The sequence below is a fragment of the Acidovorax sp. BL-A-41-H1 genome (assembly GCF_051942715.1).
This window is the reverse complement of record NZ_JBPVJQ010000006.1, coordinates 435,036-450,376: the sequence shown is the minus strand read 5'-3', so window position 1 is coordinate 450,376 and position 15,341 is coordinate 435,036. Positions and strand designations below refer to the sequence as shown.

The 15,341-nt window shown below is 61.0% G+C and carries 25 protein-coding genes, 1 tRNA gene and 1 pseudogene; 22 read left to right on the top strand and 5 right to left on the bottom strand.

Annotated elements, in window-relative coordinates:
* Window positions 1-3 precede the first annotated feature (3 nt).
* The 22 genes and pseudogenes from ACTPOI_RS15280 (at window position 4) to ACTPOI_RS15175 (ending at window position 10,304) form a co-directional block, all read left to right on the top strand.
* Window positions 4-360 carry a hypothetical protein gene (locus ACTPOI_RS15280; protein WP_440110269.1) on the top strand — a complete coding sequence of 119 codons (357 nt, stop codon included), beginning with the start codon at window positions 4-6 and terminating at the stop codon, window positions 358-360.
* Between the two features lie 597 nt (window positions 361-957).
* Window positions 958-1,227 (top strand): hypothetical protein, encoded by a 270-nt coding sequence (locus ACTPOI_RS15275; RefSeq protein WP_440110267.1) that lies wholly within the window; start codon window positions 958-960, stop codon window positions 1,225-1,227.
* A gap of 256 nt (window positions 1,228-1,483) precedes the next feature.
* Window positions 1,484-1,696: a hypothetical protein gene (locus ACTPOI_RS15270; protein WP_440110265.1), complete on the top strand. Its 213-nt coding sequence runs from the start codon at window positions 1,484-1,486 to the stop codon at window positions 1,694-1,696.
* Between the two features lie 57 nt (window positions 1,697-1,753).
* Entirely contained in the window at window positions 1,754-2,326 is a 573-nt protein-coding gene (locus ACTPOI_RS15265) for a hypothetical protein (RefSeq protein WP_440110263.1), read from the top strand.
* A 26-nt stretch (window positions 2,327-2,352) separates the two neighbouring features.
* Window positions 2,353-2,640, top strand: coding sequence for a hypothetical protein (locus tag ACTPOI_RS15260; RefSeq protein WP_440110261.1), 288 nt, complete (start codon window positions 2,353-2,355; stop codon window positions 2,638-2,640).
* On the top strand, window positions 2,637-2,888 hold the full coding sequence (locus tag ACTPOI_RS15255) for a hypothetical protein (RefSeq protein WP_440110259.1): 252 nt from the start codon (window positions 2,637-2,639) through the stop codon (window positions 2,886-2,888). The genes ACTPOI_RS15260 and ACTPOI_RS15255 overlap by 4 nt, the downstream gene beginning before the upstream one ends.
* Complete coding sequence (locus tag ACTPOI_RS15250) at window positions 2,885-3,163, top strand: hypothetical protein (protein ID WP_440110257.1); 279 nt, start codon at window positions 2,885-2,887, stop codon at window positions 3,161-3,163. The genes ACTPOI_RS15255 and ACTPOI_RS15250 overlap by 4 nt, the downstream gene beginning before the upstream one ends.
* A 288-nt stretch (window positions 3,164-3,451) precedes the next feature.
* Window positions 3,452-4,102 (top strand): ATP-binding protein, encoded by a 651-nt coding sequence (locus ACTPOI_RS15245; RefSeq protein WP_440110255.1) that lies wholly within the window; start codon window positions 3,452-3,454, stop codon window positions 4,100-4,102.
* A 26-nt stretch (window positions 4,103-4,128) separates the two neighbouring features.
* On the top strand, window positions 4,129-4,776 hold the full coding sequence (locus ACTPOI_RS15240; protein ID WP_440110253.1) for a hypothetical protein: 648 nt from the start codon (window positions 4,129-4,131) through the stop codon (window positions 4,774-4,776).
* Window positions 4,777-4,937: 161 nt separating this feature from the next.
* Entirely contained in the window at window positions 4,938-5,435 is a 498-nt protein-coding gene (locus ACTPOI_RS15235) for a siphovirus Gp157 family protein (RefSeq protein ID WP_440110251.1), read from the top strand.
* Between the two features lie 14 nt (window positions 5,436-5,449).
* Window positions 5,450-5,629, top strand: a complete 180-nt coding sequence (locus ACTPOI_RS15230) for a hypothetical protein (RefSeq protein ID WP_440110249.1) — start codon at window positions 5,450-5,452, stop codon at window positions 5,627-5,629.
* A 74-nt stretch (window positions 5,630-5,703) separates the two neighbouring features.
* Window positions 5,704-6,498, top strand: coding sequence for an HNH endonuclease (locus tag ACTPOI_RS15225; protein ID WP_440110247.1), 795 nt, complete (start codon window positions 5,704-5,706; stop codon window positions 6,496-6,498).
* Window positions 6,495-6,773, top strand: a complete 279-nt coding sequence (locus ACTPOI_RS15220; protein ID WP_440110245.1) for a hypothetical protein — start codon at window positions 6,495-6,497, stop codon at window positions 6,771-6,773. The genes ACTPOI_RS15225 and ACTPOI_RS15220 overlap by 4 nt, the downstream gene beginning before the upstream one ends.
* Window positions 6,774-6,776: 3 nt before the next feature.
* Window positions 6,777-6,977 (top strand): hypothetical protein, encoded by a 201-nt coding sequence (locus tag ACTPOI_RS15215; RefSeq protein WP_440110243.1) that lies wholly within the window; start codon window positions 6,777-6,779, stop codon window positions 6,975-6,977.
* Window positions 6,974-7,618, top strand: coding sequence for a hypothetical protein (locus ACTPOI_RS15210; protein ID WP_440110241.1), 645 nt, complete (start codon window positions 6,974-6,976; stop codon window positions 7,616-7,618). The genes ACTPOI_RS15215 and ACTPOI_RS15210 overlap by 4 nt, the downstream gene beginning before the upstream one ends.
* Window positions 7,618-7,956 carry a hypothetical protein gene (locus ACTPOI_RS15205; RefSeq protein WP_440110239.1) on the top strand — a complete coding sequence of 113 codons (339 nt, stop codon included), beginning with the start codon at window positions 7,618-7,620 and terminating at the stop codon, window positions 7,954-7,956. Before ACTPOI_RS15210 ends, ACTPOI_RS15205 begins: the two co-directional genes overlap by 1 nt.
* The gene (locus tag ACTPOI_RS15200; RefSeq protein ID WP_440110237.1) at window positions 7,953-8,333 is read left to right on the top strand and encodes a hypothetical protein; all 381 of its coding nucleotides are present in this window, start codon (window positions 7,953-7,955) and stop codon (window positions 8,331-8,333) included. Before ACTPOI_RS15205 ends, ACTPOI_RS15200 begins: the two co-directional genes overlap by 4 nt.
* Window positions 8,330-8,506 (top strand): hypothetical protein, encoded by a 177-nt coding sequence (locus tag ACTPOI_RS15195; RefSeq protein WP_440110235.1) that lies wholly within the window; start codon window positions 8,330-8,332, stop codon window positions 8,504-8,506. Before ACTPOI_RS15200 ends, ACTPOI_RS15195 begins: the two co-directional genes overlap by 4 nt.
* Window positions 8,493-8,723, top strand: coding sequence for a hypothetical protein (locus tag ACTPOI_RS15190; RefSeq protein WP_440110233.1), 231 nt, complete (start codon window positions 8,493-8,495; stop codon window positions 8,721-8,723). The genes ACTPOI_RS15195 and ACTPOI_RS15190 overlap by 14 nt, the downstream gene beginning before the upstream one ends.
* A 122-nt stretch (window positions 8,724-8,845) precedes the next feature.
* Window positions 8,846-8,968, top strand: a complete 123-nt coding sequence (locus ACTPOI_RS15185; RefSeq protein ID WP_440110231.1) for a hypothetical protein — start codon at window positions 8,846-8,848, stop codon at window positions 8,966-8,968.
* Between the two features lie 230 nt (window positions 8,969-9,198).
* Window positions 9,199-9,285 (top strand): annotated as a pseudogene (locus ACTPOI_RS15180) (hypothetical protein); the annotation flags it as partial.
* A 59-nt stretch (window positions 9,286-9,344) separates the two neighbouring features.
* Window positions 9,345-10,304 carry a tyrosine-type recombinase/integrase gene (locus ACTPOI_RS15175; RefSeq protein ID WP_440110229.1) on the top strand — a complete coding sequence of 320 codons (960 nt, stop codon included), beginning with the start codon at window positions 9,345-9,347 and terminating at the stop codon, window positions 10,302-10,304.
* 77 nt (window positions 10,305-10,381) lie between these two features.
* Here ACTPOI_RS15175 and ACTPOI_RS15170 read toward each other — a convergent pair.
* From ACTPOI_RS15170 to ACTPOI_RS15150, 5 genes are all read right to left on the bottom strand, one after another.
* Window positions 10,382-10,471, bottom strand: a tRNA-Ser gene (locus ACTPOI_RS15170).
* A 117-nt stretch (window positions 10,472-10,588) separates the two neighbouring features.
* A complete protein-coding gene (mnmH, locus tag ACTPOI_RS15165) occupies window positions 10,589-11,701 on the bottom strand; it encodes a tRNA 2-selenouridine(34) synthase MnmH (protein ID WP_440110227.1) in 1,113 nt (370 codons plus the stop codon).
* On the bottom strand, window positions 11,701-12,774 hold the full coding sequence (gene selD, locus ACTPOI_RS15160; protein ID WP_440110225.1) for a selenide, water dikinase SelD: 1,074 nt from the start codon (window positions 12,772-12,774) through the stop codon (window positions 11,701-11,703). The genes mnmH and selD overlap by 1 nt, the downstream gene beginning before the upstream one ends.
* 132 nt (window positions 12,775-12,906) lie before the next feature.
* Entirely contained in the window at window positions 12,907-14,229 is a 1,323-nt protein-coding gene (serS, locus tag ACTPOI_RS15155; protein WP_440110224.1) for a serine--tRNA ligase, read from the bottom strand.
* A gap of 132 nt (window positions 14,230-14,361) precedes the next feature.
* Entirely contained in the window at window positions 14,362-15,303 is a 942-nt protein-coding gene (locus ACTPOI_RS15150) for a threonine/serine dehydratase (RefSeq protein ID WP_440110222.1), read from the bottom strand.
* Window positions 15,304-15,341: the final 38 nt, after the last annotated feature.

The following is a 15,341-nucleotide window of genomic DNA, read 5'->3' as shown; positions in this document are numbered from 1 at the left end:
AGCATGGATGTAATCAAAGATTTTGACCTGGGCGAGCTGCCGGATGGGTCGTTTCAGTTGAGCCTGCGCTACGCGGATAAAAGTAGTCGCGTGGGGATTGTGTCGCCCGACTTGCTGGCGTCAATGTTGGTCACGCTCATGACTGCCATACCTCAAGCGAAGGATGCGAACGTCAAGAAGTGGGCTCAGGCTCTAACCATTCGGGAGGTGTCTGGCCGCGTTGAGCATGGGCTCGCCACTTTGACATATGAGCTAGAGGGCGCTCAGAACGTTCGACTAACGTCAACGATACCAGCCGATTGCGCCACGGCCTTATCGCAGGCTTTGGCTGCGGCAACCATAGATCCATCGAAGCACTAGCGCTGTCCTTCATCACCATCTCCCAACCGCCCACCGAGGCGGTTTTTTGTTGCCCAGATGGTACTACCTAGGCTAACTTTCGCAAAGTTTCTTAGCCTAGGCTATTGACAGGAGGTTAGCTTAGGCTAATAATTCACCCATGCCGCAAACAAAGCGGAGCAGCAAAGGGAACGCCCCGACGCGAGGACCACCACAGAGGGTCGGAACACTGTGTGAGGCTGACGAGCTAGTGCATCGGGTGGTGCATGTTGAGCAGGCCAAGAAAAGAAATGAACAGCCCTTGGAGACAGGGGCGAATCAAGATGGCTTTCCACCGAGAGCCATGCTGATTTCAACCAAGGAGAGAAGCATGGACACTGCAGCCGATCATGACAAGCGCTGCCCGGCAGCATGGGATTCAAGCGTGAAATGCAATTGTGGAGCTGCGACAGACAAGGAAATCCAGCTCATAGAAAAGACGCTCGAGCGTGTCGGAATCACCAGCCTTCTGAATCATGGAGCCGCGTCGTGTGTGTTCACAGAGGGGTGCTGTGGAGTAAGTCAGGAACACATCGTTGCGTACACCAGAGAGATCGCTTTGCAGTGTGCGGTTGCGCTATGCACTTCCTCACCGGAAGTGGTAGCAAGTCGCATTTCAGAGCCTGTGAAATGAAGGGCTGCTTTTTTTTGCGAAAACCACCACCTGATGTGAATTTTTTGCTCAAGGTGCTGGACTGTTCGGATGTCATCGAGCTCGCCGAGATGTACGGCGAGGCACGCGACGGGTTTAAGAGCCAAACACTGATGCAGGCCGTAAATGATCGCATGGCTGAGGTGATGCGCGCCGCCTCGGCGATTGATGAGTTGCACGGGCCGCGCTGCAGGTAACAACCACCGCCCTGCCAACGCGGGGCAACAGTCAAGGATTGCTTGACAGCTCACAGCCTTTCTAACGAGAGGCATCACACAAGCCGCCCGATAGCGGGAGTCCTGCGGTGTAGCCCGCATAAGCAGGATGGCGGCTTGTCTGATTAAGGGCAAAAGCCACTTCATCCACCCGGGACGGTGCTTGAGATAACGGCGAGTAGCCCACCCAACACAGCCGCCTAGTGCGGCGCGACAATACAGCAGCACTGGAGTAAACATGACCACTGCATATCACCCCGAAATCCTCAAGACGTGCAGCATCTTCGGCTGCAAGCCAGAGCAAGCCCGCGCACAGTACGCAGCCAATGCAAAGCAGCTGCGTGCCGGTGAAGCCAAGGCCCGCGCCCTGCCAGCTGGCAAGAAGTTTCGCGGAGCTACTGCCGAGCAGTGGGCCGAGCGTGCTGCGAAGTTTGAAGAAATCGCAGCGTAAGTTACCCCCGACACACCACAACAAGCCGCCTAGTGCGGCTTTTTTCATGGAGCGCACATGCAGACAGTTGCAGTGTTGTTTGCGCGGGCAGATTCGATTTACAAGACGCTACCCGGCTGCGATGTGTACGACATGGAGCGCGATGCGCGGATCTATGACGGGCCGCATCCTGTGGTGGCGCATCCACCTTGCAGGGCTTGGGGACGGCTGCGCACCTTTGCCAATCCGCGCCCCGACGAACGCAACCTAGCACGGCTAGCAGTCGCCCTGGTGCGCGAGTTTGGCGGCGTCCTTGAGCATCCAGCTGGCAGCACCCTTTGGCCTTCGCAGAGACTGCCTAGACCTGGTGCGCGCGATCCTTGGGGCGGGTGGACATTGGCAGCGCCGCAGCAATGGTGGGGCCACAAGGCAGAGAAGGCCACATGGTTCTACATCGTTGGATGTGAGCCCTACGACATACCCGATGTGCCGCTAGTGCTTGGAGAGGCAACCCATGTTGTCCAAAGCAGAAAGCGCCAGGACTACCGCCCGCACATCACCAAAGCCGAGCGGGAACACACACCGCCCGAGCTTGCCGTGTGGCTAGTCGAACTAGCCCGCCGCTGCACCCTACAACCACAGCCCGCTTAGTCGGGCTTTTTTCATGGAGCAATCACATGAGCTTCGAGATCGACATGGCCCATTGCGCGGCCGAATACGACCGCATTGCAAAGCGCGATGAACTGATGCAGCGCGAGGAAGCCCGATTGGCTGCAATCGCTGTCATCGAAGCCCGCATGGGCAAGTACGACAGGCTGCTAGACGGCCTGAGCTACCGCGACCACGACGCCCAGGTTATGGCGGCACTGATGGACGGCTGCGCTGCTGGGGTGCCATCGTGCATTGCAGTGGTTAAGGCACTGGCAGACAAGCATGGTTATCACACAGCGGAGGTGGACGAATGAGCAACACAAACAACGGCGGGCCAGCGTTTCCCTGCAAGCAGTACGCACATGGCATCAGCCCATCGGGGCACAGCGAAGGCATGACCCTGCGCGACTACTTTGCTGCCGCAGCACTAACCGGAATGCTGTCAAACAGCAACAAGACTCCAAAAATGGTTTCGGGTACGGAGTACCGGTCGTTGCGCCATTACGCCGCAGCGGCCTATGAGCAAGCAGACGCAATGCTCGCAGCAAGGGAGACACCATGACCCACCCCAACTACTCCACCGCCCTCTACCTAGCCGCAATCTTTGCGGCTTTCTTTTTGGCGCAGCACTTGGATAACACCGACCACGCCAGCGAGTGGGCGCAATCAAGCGATCTTGCAGCGGTGCAGCAGGAGGAAGCGGCGAAGGCTAGCCGCGAGTTTGCTGGCCGACAGGTGTGCGGGCCGGGTGCTGTGCATGAGTGGATTGACGACAAGACCGTAACCTGCTCGCCAAAGCGTGGCAAGGTTTACACAGTAGCGGAGGTGAAGCCATGACCCCCGCAGAGCAGCTAGCCCTTGAATGCCTGCTGGGCCTTGTCGCCATTGCATCACTGTCTGTAGTGAGCTTTGCAGTGTGGGGGTTCACATGAGCTTCTTGATAGAGCTTTATCAGCTGTATCGCGCATACCGCACTTTTGACAGCCCGCTGCGAGCTTTCCGGCGGGCTTTTTTATTGGCCCGTAGCAAGTGAGGCAGACATGCACCCAACCCTGCGCGAATCGTGTGACGAGGCTATGGCCTGCGCACAAATGGATTTAGACCAATCACACCGAGGACACACCTATGAGCATCGCCACATTGATTCTGGGCAACAGCGGCAGCGGCAAGAGCACCAGCCTGCGCAATCTGGACCCAGCGCGAACCCTGCTGATCCAGTGCATCAAGAAACCCCTCCCATTCCGCACTAAGGGCTGGGTAACACGCGTCACTCTCAAGGGAGAGGGCAACGTGATCCAGACCAGTGACCCGGTGGTGATCGAAAAGATCCTGCGCACCGCACCCCATGACGTGATCGTGGTTGACGACTACCAAGCTGTGATGGTGGACGAACTCATGACCCGCAGTAGCGAAAAGGGATACGAGAAGTTCACCGACATTGGCAAGCACGCCTTCAACGTGTTCCAAGCAGCTGGGGCGCGGCCAGAGCATCGACGGGTTTACATCATGGCCCACACGCAAACCGACGACTTCGGCCAGGTGCGCATGAAAACGGTGGGAAAGATGGTTGACCAGACGCTGGTGCCAGAAGGCTATTTCACCATCGTTCTGCGCACCGAGATCATCAACGGCCAGTACCTGTTTGCCACGCAGACAAACGGGCAGGACTGCTGCAAGTCGCCTATCGACATGTTTGCAGACCAACACATCCCCAACGACCTAGCCGCCGTGGACGCAGCCATTTGCGACTTCTACGGCATCACAGAAACAGCCTGATTTTTTAACGACGAAAGCAAACCACCATGTACGCACTAGACACACAAGCAGCACGCCACGCAGACACCGCAGGCGCAACCATCAAAGAACTTGGCAAGTACGTTGGCGAGTTCATCCAGGCTCAGGACATTGTCACGAAGAAGGGCGGGCGCGGAGTCTCGTTCATCTTCAAGAGCGCATCCGGACAGAAGGCGAATCTGGCGATCTACACCACGAGCGCAGATGGCGAGCGTTATCAAGGCTACGACACGCTGATGGCCATCATGACGTGTATGCAACTGCGCGGCATCAAGCCAGCACCCGGCAAGGTCACACGCTACGACTACGAAGCCAAGAAGGAGGTGCAGGAGGACGGCACGCTGTTCCCCGACCTGCACAAGCCCATCGGCGTGTTGCTGGAAACCGAGGATTACGAAAAGCAGGACGGCAGCGTGGGCACACGGATGGTTCTCAAGAACGTGTTTCAGGCAAACACCGAACTGACAGCCAGCGAGATTCTGGACAAGAAGACGCAGCCTGTCGCACTGGCAAAGATGGTTGATGGCCTGCGCCATCGCCCACTGAAGGGCGCGCGCCCAGCCGCACCGCGCAATGAAGGCAGCGCAGGCGGTCCACCAGCTGGACACCCAGCATCGTCCGGCTTCGACAGCATGGCCGATGACATTCCATGGTGACATGCCAGTCAGCGATTACAAAGCCTACGCTCTCACGCCCAAGGGCAAGGCTGCAAGAGCCAGGGCACACGCAAAGTACATCGCAAAGCGCCGGGAGATGACCCGGCAACCCAAGGCCAGCACTGCACAAGTCGCTGGCCTTCTTCTTTCATGGGGGAGAAATGACAGCAATCACACTATTTGACGCGGCGCAGGCCGTGCGCGAGTCGGTCAACCAGATTGATGCAGACACCGGCGAGATCATTGAAAGCTACACCGAGAGCCGCGAGCTTTTCCAAAGCAAGGCAATTGCCTGCGTGGCATACGCCAAGGAAGAAGCCGCAACCCTTGCCAGTGCTAAGGCGATGTTGAAAGACATGCTGGCAAAGGTGGAGGCGCGGGAAAAGCGGCTAGAGCGCTTTGAAGCGTACCTGGCCGACTGCATGAAGGCGACGGGCATCACCGAGGTCAAGCACGAGCTTGGATTATTCGGCGCAAAGCTCTACCTTGAGCGCGATGAGTCTGTGGAGATTGACGCCGATTCGAAGTTCCCTCCAGCGCTCTGCAATGACCCGAAGCCACCCACCCCTAGCAAGGCCAAGATCAAGGCCGCAATCAAGGCTGGCGAGGCTGTAGCGGGTGCGCGGATCGTGCGCAAAGACCGACTGAGCATCACCTAACGAAAGGCACGAGCATGACAAAACGTAGCTTTCATGCGCCAGAAGGCGACCGTCGACTAACCGTCAACGTATCCAAGGAACTTCACCAGAAGCTAAAGATGGCGGCGGTGATGGCCCACACAACTGTGGGCGAGTTGATTGAGAAGTTCGCCAAGGATCAGTTAGACGAAATGCTCCGCAAGGGCATCAAGTAACCCCACCCCCACACAGGCCCGCTACAGCGGGCTTTTTTACGACCATGCCAAAAGCAAGCACATGGACGCCGGAAATGCTCGCCTACGTCAGAGAGCATTACCCCAACAGCAGCACGAAATCTATTGCGGCACACCTTGGAAAACGTGAACTGCAAGTGCAGCAAAAAGCCTTTGAGTTGAAGGTGAAGAAAGCACCAGGAGCAAAGGGCCGCAGCACAGACAGATGGCGGGTGCTGGACGAGATCATCACGCTGATCTATGCCGACATGCACAACGACGAGATCATGGAGTTTCTCGGGATCAATCACGCCGATCTGATATCGCGGGCGTGTTTGTTGGGCGTGAAGAAGTCCAAGAAGATCCTGCGCGAGGTGGCGCAGCGCAGGGCTGTGAACTTCGACACAAAACACCAGTTCAAGCCCGGGCTTGTGCCTTGGAACAAAGGGATGCGGGGGTTTGATCCAGTGCTAGGCCGTGGCCTGTACCGCAATGGGCTAGGCGCGCCGCACGCAGTGCCGATTGGCACAACCCGGCTACGGGGAGCAACGCCGCAGTTTCCAAAGGCCCGGATGTATCTCGAAAAGAAGGTGGCCGAGCCGAGCATCTGGGTGCGCGTGCATCGCATGGTGTGGGAGCAAGCAAACGGCCCAGTCCCGGATGAACACATCGTGGTTTTCAAGCCGGGTCAGTACACCACGAAAGAAGAAGAAATCACTCTGGATCGGCTGGAGTGCATTAGCCGGGTGGAACACGCACACCGCAATCACCCGATGAACCACCACCCCGAACTGGTGCCGATCTATCAATTGAAGAGCGCAATCTCGCGCCAGCTAAACCGCATCAAAAAAGAATCGAAGGAAACAGCATGACCCCGAACATCACCGAACTGCGCGAAATCCTCATGGGCACGCTCAAGGGCTTGTCAGACCGCGAGAACCCCATGGAGCCCGACCGCGCCCGAGCTGTCGCGCAAGTTGCCTCGGTGCTGGTGGATACCGCGCGGGTGGAGGTGGACTACATCAAAGCAACAGACCACAAGGAATCAGCATTCCTGAGTGGGCCGGACGTTGCGCGCCTGGCATCGAATGAGCCCACAGCACACAACCCCTTCCCGCGTGTCGTGCGTCATCAGCTGGCGGGGTAAGCCATGACAGAGCCACGCGAGCCGACATTGAAGCAATGGAAGCGCCGCGCTTTGCAAGCTGAGCAGCAAGTCGAGTTCCTGCAAGGCGTGCGGGCAATGGAATCAAGCGAGGAAATTCGCAGATACCGCGAGCTTGCCGCGCTGCGGGTGGCGCTCAAAGAGGCGAGCGAGATCATTCAATGGGCATTGGAGCAACAGACATGACAGACACCACACAACCCGAAGCGATAAAGCTTGCCGAACGCATCAGCGACACCATGTGTGCATCTGAAGCAGATGCGCGAGCCATAGCCGCCGCCGCAGACGAGTTGTTGCGCCTCCACGCTCGCGTCACTGAGCTGGAGGCACAGGCCCCGGCAGTGCCAGCGGTGCCGGATGCTGTGCGCCACGCCTTGCATGTTTTGTGGGAGCTGCTGGGTGAAACCGACAGAACATTGCAGCAGCGACCTGAGCGCGCAGCCAAGGTGCGGCAGGCAGCAAGCGGCCTGGAGGCACTGTTTGAAGCAGCACCCCAGCCCGAGGCAGCGGCGGTAAAGCCTATGGGGTACGGCGGCAGCACGGGAATCAACGACTACTTGATGAACGATGGCACGATCAAAGCCATGCGCCCGGATGAGGTTGTTTGGGCAGCACCCCAGCCCGAGGCAATCCAAGGACTGCAATCTGCTCACGATGTAGTGACCATTGAGCTACTGAACGAGAGGGTTGCCTACCTAGAACAGCAGCTTGAAGCCATGCGCAACCTGCTCCGCGAGGTAGCAGCGTGCTTCACCCGCGATGACGATCTACCAAACAACCTGCTGCCACGAATCGACGCAGCTTTGCCTGCACAAGGAGGTGTGTGATGGACTCGTATCAACCAATCTTTGATGCTGTCCGCAGCCGCATCAGTGGCGGCGACGTTGGGCAGGCGATAGAAAACGTATTGCGCGAGTCCTTCGGGATGGCGCACCACGTCATGCAGGGCGTTGCTAACGAATACGCCAGCGCAGCAATTGAGCAGCAGCGTCCAAGCGCTATTTTCCGCCCTGTGCTGTCGATAGATGGCAATCAGTGGTGTGCTCTGTACGGGGACGATCTGCAAAACGGCGTGGCTGGGTTTGGCGACAACCCCGACAAAGCCATGCGTGACTTTGATGCTCAATGGCTCAAGCCTTTGGCTGCACAAGGAGACAAGCCATGACACCGACCGACAAAGACCTGATTGATTTTGCAGTAGCAGAGCAGTTCATCCTGTTCTGTGACACAGATGAGTTCGTGCAAATTGCCCGCGCAGTCCTTGCAAAGTGGGGCACACCCACACCAGCGGGGGAGCCGGTCGGGCATTTGCGAATGGGGCCTAAAGAGGAATTCGCTGCAACCAAGCGCGCCGAAGAACTGGACATCAACGTATGGCACGCCGTCTTCACCGCACCACCAGTGCGGGAGCCGCTGTCGGATGAGCAGATCGGCGCACTGTCATGCCGTGACGGGTTGACCAACGTAGAGGTTCCCGTCATCGCGTGGCTAGTGCGCGAAGTCGAGCACATGCACGGCATCACCAAAGGAGAGCCAACATGAACACGCGCAGATTCAAACAAGGGCTCAAGGACGGATTTCAGTCGGCCTCACTTGCGGCTCTGTCCGTGGCCCTATTCATCTTCGCTGGCGTTGGGTTCATCACAACAGTCGATGTGCTGCGGGGGAAGACTCCTGCGGCCTGCATCAAAGGAAAGCCACATGCTGACACCTGAACGACTCACCGAGATGCGCAGAGCCGACAACGGAGCGCTGAACTTTGTGTCGATGCGGGCTTTTGAGATCATTGCCCGCGCGGTTGAAGCCGAGGTGCGCAAGCAAGACGATGCACTGATCCGGCAGATGCTGGAGGCGCTGAAAACAGCAGGGTGCTACCCACCATCATCTCAAGCAGCAATCGCCGCAGCAAAGGCGCGGCTTGCCGAATCATGACGGGATGGCCCGCGCCGCCCCTGATGCAAGACAGCAGCAGGCCGCTATTCCGGTGGTTTGCATCCAAACCAGACGCCCGCAGACTTGTGCGTGAGCGGTGCGAGGAAATAAGGAGAGAGCAAATGTCACGTAGAGCGCGCGAACGCGGCGACAAGCACGACCGCTGGCAAGACGACAGGGATGCCGACGACGACGAACTGCCAGAGCGGGACGACGACGACCAGCCGAGCAAGAATTTTCACTGAGCCCCGACGAGGGGCTTTTTTCATTGGGGAATGAGATGACAGCAGAAGAGGGCGACGGGCATCTAGAGCTTTTGAGAGCGGCTTTCCGGCGTTCGTTTGATGTGCAGATGAAGCTGGACAGCCTCTACATGACGAAAAGCATGAAAAAGCACTGCACTTCATGTGGCGCGCCGCTGCGCTTGGCTATTTCCGAGTGCGATTACTGCAGAACCAGAAACTAGGAGAACAAGATGACCGCACAAGAAGCAGCAGCGTTCTTGCAGGTATCCAAGCGGCAGGTCTATACACTTGCCGCCCCACACGGCCCGATCCCGTGCGTCCGCATCGGCAAACGGGTCATCTTTGACGAGCCCGACCTCATGGAGTTCAAGCTGTCATGTCGATCTACAAAGACAAAGAGCGCGGGTGCTACGTTTTCGAGTTCTCGCGCCGTATCAATGGCGAGCGAGTCCGCGCTACAAAAGCTCTTCCGAAAACGTGGACTCGCGCCCAAGCTGACGCCTACGACCGGCAAGAATCCTCACGGCTTTATGCGACAGCTGCAGGAGTCGAGAAGCCCGAAAGAAGCATCGAAGACGCTGTCGCTTGTTACCTGACGGAGCGAGCGCCAAAGCTGAAACAAGGGGCCAACGTCGCGCGAGAGTTGGCCCTGATCTATTGGGTCTATCAAGGCAGGAACCTGTCCGAGTTGCCCGCCGTCTGCCGGGAGTACGCGCAGAAGGCCGTGACCGAGAAAGGCAAGCCACTAAAGCCCGCATCCATTCGGAACCGCATCCGGTATCTGACGGCGGCTTGCCGGTATGCGTGGAAGCACCACGACTACTGCGAACACGATCCGGGGGAGAAGGTGGTGGTGCCCGAAGTGAAGAACGAGCGGCAGCACTACGTGGACAGAAAGACCATGCTGCAGATAGCCAGGCTGACCCGGCACCGCATCACGCGCATGGCAATCCGCATGGCGTTCTATTCGGGCATGAGGCTGTCGGAGATCCTGCGGGCCGTGCCGCTGGGCCAAGCGTGGATATTGACAGACACGAAGAACGGAGAGCCCCGGCACGTACCCATCCACCCGAAGGTGGCAGTTTGCGCCAGAAGGTTTAGGCCCTGTCCAAAAGTTACCATTCAGCAGAACTGGTGCAAGGCCCGTGACGCAGCAGGATTGCCCATGCTGCACTTTCACGACCTGCGCCACAGCACGGCCAGTGCGATGCTGAAAGCGGGGGTGGATCTCTACACCATCGGCAAGGTGCTAGGCCACAAAGACAGCCGCAGCACTCAGCGCTACAGCCATTTGAGCATTGAAGCCGCGACTAGCGCTGTGCGGCGAATTGGCTAGTTGTCCAAATTTTTACCAGCACGCCACAAAGAAAAAGACCCGGTGCTATCGATTAAATAGCTACCGGGCCTTGATACTGGCGGAGAGGGTGGGATTCGAACCCACGGTGATACTGCTACCACGCCTGATTTCGAGTCAGGTACATTCGACCACTCTGCCACCTCTCCTGTGTGTCGAAGCCTGCGATTATAGCCAGATTTGGTGGGCACCAGATCAGCCAGCGGCAGTAGGCCCATGATGTGGGCATCGAGCCAACATTCCTCTACTGGCCGGCCGCCTCGTCTTCAGAGGGCGGTCCCTGAGCCGAGCTCACGCAGGTAATCCATAACCGCAGCCCTTTCACCCTCGAACACGATGCGCTCTGCGCGGCTTTGGCGCTGGTAGGCGTACATGGGGTCGTAGTAGTGCCTGAGCAGCTCAGTGATCCATTCGAGATGCAGCCCCACATTGGCATCGCTCTGTTGCTGCTGCACCAGCGCGGCCTGCATCACCGCACGCAGGCGCTGATGCAGGTCGCCGCCTAGGCGGCGCGCCAGCTTGTCCAGGCTGGCCAGCAGGCGTGCGGCATAGGCTTCAAAGCCCGCTTCAGGCCCCAGCATTGCTGCGAAGTCAGCGCACTGCAGCACCACGTAGTCGCGCAGGATGCGCTCCACGCGCGCTTCGAACGTGTCTTGCAGGTACACGATGGGCGCCTGCTCCAGGCGCAGGCGCAGCTCTAGCGGTACCGCACGGCTGCCTACATGCTTGCCTTCGTCTTCCAGCACAAACCGCGCATGGCCGCGCGCGCGCTTCTTCAGGAAGTCGATGGCCAGCTGGTTCTCGAAATCGATCTGTGCCGGCTGCGCCGTGGTGCGCTGCCCGAAGCTGGAGCCCCGATGGTTGGCGTGGCCCTCCAGGTCGATGCCGTGGGGGAGGTCGGCAATCACCTCCGTCTTGCCCGTACCGGTGGAGCCGCTGAGCACGACGAAGTCGCACTCCTGCGCTGCGGCCTGCGTGGTCTCCAGCAGAAAGCTGCGCATGGCCTTGTAGCCGCCGATGACGCGCGGGTAGGCAATGCCGGCCTCAGCCTGCAGCCACTGCTGGCTGATCTGCGAGCGCAGCCCGCCGCGAAAACAGTACAGCACGCCTTGCGGATGGGCCTGCGCAAAAGCCGCCCAGGCGGCAATGCGCGCACGTTTGATGCCGCCAGACACAAGCGAATGGCCCAGCGCAATGGCAGCCTGCTGGCCCTGCTGCTTGTAGCAGGTGCCGACCTTCTTGCGCTCGTCGTCGTCCATCAGCGGCAGGTTGACCACACCAGGGAAGGCGCCCTGGCCAAACTCGACGGGCGCGCGCACGTCCATCATGGGCACATCGTTCAGAAAAATGTGCCGGAAGTCGCTGAGGTTCTCGGCCATCAGCGGAACTCGACCGCCGGGGGCCGCTTTGCGACCAGCTCACCGATGGGGCTCAGTTGCAGGCCCAACCCGGCCGCTACGGCCAGGAATTCGCCCTCACCTTCCGGTGCCACGGCCACCAGCAGGCCGCCGCTGGTCTGGGGGTCGCACAGCAAATGCTTTTGCGCATCGGCCAGCGGGGCAATACGGGCACCGTAGCTGTCGAAATTGCGCAGGGTGCCGCCGGGCACGCAGCCCTGCTCCAGGTAATGCTCCACGCCCGGCAGGCGGGGCACGGCAGCGGTGTCGATGACGGCGGTGAGCCCGCTGCCGTCGGCCATCTCGACCAGGTGCCCCAGCAGGCCGAAGCCCGTCACGTCGGTCATCGCCGTCACGGCCGCCAGCTTGCCAAAGCGGCTCCCGGGCTTGTTCAGCGTGCACATCACGTCGCGCGCCACGCCCACATCCTGCGGGCGCAGCAGGGCCTTCTTTTCCGCCGTGGTGAAGATGCCGATACCCAGCGGCTTGGTGAGGTACAGCCGGCTGCCCGCCGTGGCGGTGTCGTTGCGCTTCATGTCCCGCCGGTTCACCACGCCCGTCACGGCCAGGCCGAAGATGGGCTCGGGCGCGTCGATGGAATGCCCGCCTGCCAGCGGGATGCCTGCGGCATCGCACACCGCGCGGCCACCGCGCACCACATCGCGCGCCACCTCGGGGGGCAGCACGTTCACCGGCCAGCCCAGGATGGCAATGGCCATGAGGGGGTCGGCGCCCATGGCGTAAATGTCGCTGATAGCATTCGTGGCAGCAATGCGGCCAAAGTCGAACGGGTCGTCGACGATGGGCATGAAAAAGTCGGTGGTGGAGACCACGCCGCGCTCGTCGTCCAGCGCGTACACAGCCGCGTCGTCGCGCGATGCATTGCCCACCCACAGGCGCGGGTCCAGGTGCTGGGCGCCACTGCCCGCCAGAATCACGTCGAGCACCTTGGGGCTGATCTTGCAGCCGCAGCCTGCGCCGTGGCTGTACTGGGTGAGGCGGATGGGGGTGCCGGTGGCGGCGGTGTCAGCAGGAGTGATGTCGGGAGAGGTCATGCCCACATTGTCCCGAATCCGCAGACCGTTGCCATGGCAGCCCGCAAAACACGAGGGCCTGCCCACGTTCTTGAGACCGCGGGCAGGCCCTGCCTGCAGTGCCCCGGGCGAGGCTACGTCGGGTGTGTCAGATCAGGCTACGGGCGCCAGCTCCGAGACGCCCCCCATATAGGGCCGCAAAACGGCCGGAACCTCGACGGTTCCGTCTGCCCGCTGATAGTTCTCCAGCACCGCCACCAGCGTACGGCCCACGGCCAGGCCTGAGCCGTTCAGCGTGTGCACCAGCTCGTTCTTGCCCTGCGCGTTCTTGAAGCGGGCCTGCAGGCGGCGCGACTGGAAGGCTTCGCAGTTGCTCACCGAGCTGATCTCGCGGTAGGTGTTCTGCGCAGGCAGCCACACTTCCAGGTCGTAGGTCTTGGCAGCGCCAAAGCCCATGTCGCCGGTGCACAGGCTCATCACGCGGTAGGGCAAGCCCAGCTTTTGCAGCACGGCCTCAGCGTGGCGGGTCATCTCTTCCAGCGCTTCGTAGCTTTGGTCGGGGTGCACGATCTGCACCATTTCGACCTTGTCGAACTGGTGCTGGCGGATCATGCCGCGCGTGTCGCGGCCATAGCTGCCGGCTTCAGAACGGAAGCATGGCGTGTGGGCGGTGAGCTTGATCGGCAGTTCGGATTCGGCCACCACCACGTCGCGCACAAAGTTGGTGAGCGGCACTTCGCTGGTGGGGATGAGGTACAGCGCCGCGTTGTCCGGCACCGGCTCGCCATCCTGGCCGCCCTTCTTGGCGGCGAACAGGTCGCCTTCGAACTTGGGCAGCTGGCCGGTGCCCTTGAGCGAGTCGGCATTGACCGCATAGGGCACATAGCACTCGGTGTAGCCGTGCTCGCCCGTCTGCACGTCCAGCATGAACTGGCTCAAGGCGCGGTGCAGGCGGGCAATCGAGCCCTTCATCACCGTGAAGCGCGAGCCCGAGACCTTGACGCCCATGTCGAAGTCGAGGCCCAGCGGGGTGCCCACGTCCACGTGGTCCTTTACCTCGAATTCAAACGTGGCGGGGGTACCCCAGCGGCGCACTTCCACGTTGCCATGCTCGTCGCTGCCCACAGGCACGGATGCATGCGGCAGATTGGGCACGGCGGCCAGCATGGCCTGCAGCTCGGCCTGGATCTGTTCCAGGCGGGTGGCGGATTGTTCCAGCTCCACCTTGCCGGCTGCGACCTGGGCCTTGGCGGCTTCGGCGCCGTCCTTGTCGCCCCGGCTCATCAGCATGCCGACCTGCTTGGAGAGCTGGTTACGCTGGGCCTGCAGTTCTTCGGTGCGGGTCTGCAGCGTCTTGCGCTCGGATTCCAGGGCCTGGAACGCTTCCACGTTCAAGAAGGCTTGGGGCTTTTTGCGGGTTTCCAGACGCGCGATGGTGGTGTCGAGGTCTTTGCGGAGAAGAAGGATGTCAAGCATGAAACTATTTTAGGCCCCCCCTGAGTCGCTTCGCGCCTTCCCCCCCGAGGGGGACGCCCCCGGCGCGGCGGGGCGGCCCTTGCGCGGGGGCGCTGGCATGAGGCGCACCAGTTGCAGCGAGCAGGGGGCCCGTCAGGCGAGGCTGGCGGGATCGAAGTTGGCGCCGCACAGGATCAGGGCCACTGTCTCCTGTGGCTGGGGCTGGTAGGCGCCGGTCTGCAGTGCGGCAAGGCCCAGGGCCGCGGCGGGCTCCACGGCCAGTTTGAGCTCTTTCCACAGCCACAGCTGGGCGGCGCGGATGGCGTCGTCGGGCAGCAGCAGGGCGTCGTGCACGTGGCGCTGGCTGATGTCCCAGCAGATGCTGCCGATGCGGCGGGCGCCGAGAGAATCGGCAGCCAGGCCGCCCACTTCCACGTCCACCGGCTGGCCCGCAGCGCGGGCGGCGTGCAGGGTGGGTGCGCGCTCAGGCTCCAGCGCCACCACATGGGCGCGGCTTTGCACCCAGGCGGCCACGCCGCCGATCAGGCCGCCACCGCCCACGCTCACCAGCACGGTGTCGGGCAGGCGGCCGCCCTGCTCTTCCATTTCCAGCGCCAGCGTGCCGGCGCCGGCCACCACCTCGGGCTGGTCGTAGGCATGGGCCTGCAGCGCGCCGGTGGCCTTTTGGCGCTCTACGCAGGCTTCGAAGGCCTGCGAATAGGCCGCGCCTGTGACCACCACCTCGGCCCCCAGCGCACGCAGGCGCGCGCGCTTGGCCTCGGGCGATACCTCGGGCACGAAGACCTCGCAGCGCACGCCCAGAGCCTGCGCGGCAGCCGCCACGGCAATGCCCGCGTTGCCGCCGGATGCAATGATCACGCCGCTGTCGGGCACCGGGTTGGCCAGCAGGCGGTACAGCATGCCGCGGGCCTTGAAGCTGCCACCGACCTGCGTCTGCTCCAGCTTGAGCCATACCTCTGCGCAATTGACCCCGAGCGCAGCGCCCGGCAGGCGCATGAGGGGCGTGGTGCGCAAAAAACCCGGGCGGGTAGACAGCTTCTGGCGTGCGGCGGCAATGGCGGCGCGGTCGATCATGCGGGGCTCCATGGGGGACACAATGGCTGGCAGTGTAG

What these genes read in the sequence shown, in the direction of transcription:
- ACTPOI_RS15195 (WP_440110235.1), top strand. Translation starts at nt 8,330, where the DNA reads ATGAACACGCGCAGATTCAAACAAGGGCTCAAGGACGGATTTCAGTCG.
- ACTPOI_RS15280 (WP_440110269.1), top strand. Translation starts at nt 4, where the DNA reads ATGGATGTAATCAAAGATTTTGACCTGGGCGAGCTGCCGGATGGGTCG.
- ACTPOI_RS15190 (WP_440110233.1), top strand. Translation starts at nt 8,493, where the DNA reads ATGCTGACACCTGAACGACTCACCGAGATGCGCAGAGCCGACAACGGA.
- ACTPOI_RS15205 (WP_440110239.1), top strand. Translation starts at nt 7,618, where the DNA reads ATGGACTCGTATCAACCAATCTTTGATGCTGTCCGCAGCCGCATCAGT.
- ACTPOI_RS15175 (WP_440110229.1), top strand. Translation starts at nt 9,345, where the DNA reads ATGTCGATCTACAAAGACAAAGAGCGCGGGTGCTACGTTTTCGAGTTC.
- ACTPOI_RS15235 (WP_440110251.1), top strand. Translation starts at nt 4,938, where the DNA reads ATGACAGCAATCACACTATTTGACGCGGCGCAGGCCGTGCGCGAGTCG.
- ACTPOI_RS15185 (WP_440110231.1), top strand. Translation starts at nt 8,846, where the DNA reads ATGTCACGTAGAGCGCGCGAACGCGGCGACAAGCACGACCGCTGGCAA.
- ACTPOI_RS15210 (WP_440110241.1), top strand. Translation starts at nt 6,974, where the DNA reads ATGACAGACACCACACAACCCGAAGCGATAAAGCTTGCCGAACGCATC.
- ACTPOI_RS15225 (WP_440110247.1), top strand. Translation starts at nt 5,704, where the DNA reads ATGCTCGCCTACGTCAGAGAGCATTACCCCAACAGCAGCACGAAATCT.
- ACTPOI_RS15230 (WP_440110249.1), top strand. Translation starts at nt 5,450, where the DNA reads ATGACAAAACGTAGCTTTCATGCGCCAGAAGGCGACCGTCGACTAACC.
- selD (WP_440110225.1), bottom strand. Translation starts at nt 12,774, where the DNA reads ATGACCTCTCCCGACATCACTCCTGCTGACACCGCCGCCACCGGCACC.
- mnmH (WP_440110227.1), bottom strand. Translation starts at nt 11,701, where the DNA reads ATGGCCGAGAACCTCAGCGACTTCCGGCACATTTTTCTGAACGATGTG.
- serS (WP_440110224.1), bottom strand. Translation starts at nt 14,229, where the DNA reads ATGCTTGACATCCTTCTTCTCCGCAAAGACCTCGACACCACCATCGCG.
- ACTPOI_RS15200 (WP_440110237.1), top strand. Translation starts at nt 7,953, where the DNA reads ATGACACCGACCGACAAAGACCTGATTGATTTTGCAGTAGCAGAGCAG.
- ACTPOI_RS15260 (WP_440110261.1), top strand. Translation starts at nt 2,353, where the DNA reads ATGAGCTTCGAGATCGACATGGCCCATTGCGCGGCCGAATACGACCGC.
- ACTPOI_RS15250 (WP_440110257.1), top strand. Translation starts at nt 2,885, where the DNA reads ATGACCCACCCCAACTACTCCACCGCCCTCTACCTAGCCGCAATCTTT.
- ACTPOI_RS15270 (WP_440110265.1), top strand. Translation starts at nt 1,484, where the DNA reads ATGACCACTGCATATCACCCCGAAATCCTCAAGACGTGCAGCATCTTC.
- ACTPOI_RS15215 (WP_440110243.1), top strand. Translation starts at nt 6,777, where the DNA reads ATGACAGAGCCACGCGAGCCGACATTGAAGCAATGGAAGCGCCGCGCT.
- ACTPOI_RS15265 (WP_440110263.1), top strand. Translation starts at nt 1,754, where the DNA reads ATGCAGACAGTTGCAGTGTTGTTTGCGCGGGCAGATTCGATTTACAAG.
- ACTPOI_RS15240 (WP_440110253.1), top strand. Translation starts at nt 4,129, where the DNA reads ATGTACGCACTAGACACACAAGCAGCACGCCACGCAGACACCGCAGGC.
- ACTPOI_RS15245 (WP_440110255.1), top strand. Translation starts at nt 3,452, where the DNA reads ATGAGCATCGCCACATTGATTCTGGGCAACAGCGGCAGCGGCAAGAGC.
- ACTPOI_RS15275 (WP_440110267.1), top strand. Translation starts at nt 958, where the DNA reads ATGCACTTCCTCACCGGAAGTGGTAGCAAGTCGCATTTCAGAGCCTGT.
- ACTPOI_RS15255 (WP_440110259.1), top strand. Translation starts at nt 2,637, where the DNA reads ATGAGCAACACAAACAACGGCGGGCCAGCGTTTCCCTGCAAGCAGTAC.
- ACTPOI_RS15150 (WP_440110222.1), bottom strand. Translation starts at nt 15,303, where the DNA reads ATGATCGACCGCGCCGCCATTGCCGCCGCACGCCAGAAGCTGTCTACC.
- ACTPOI_RS15220 (WP_440110245.1), top strand. Translation starts at nt 6,495, where the DNA reads ATGACCCCGAACATCACCGAACTGCGCGAAATCCTCATGGGCACGCTC.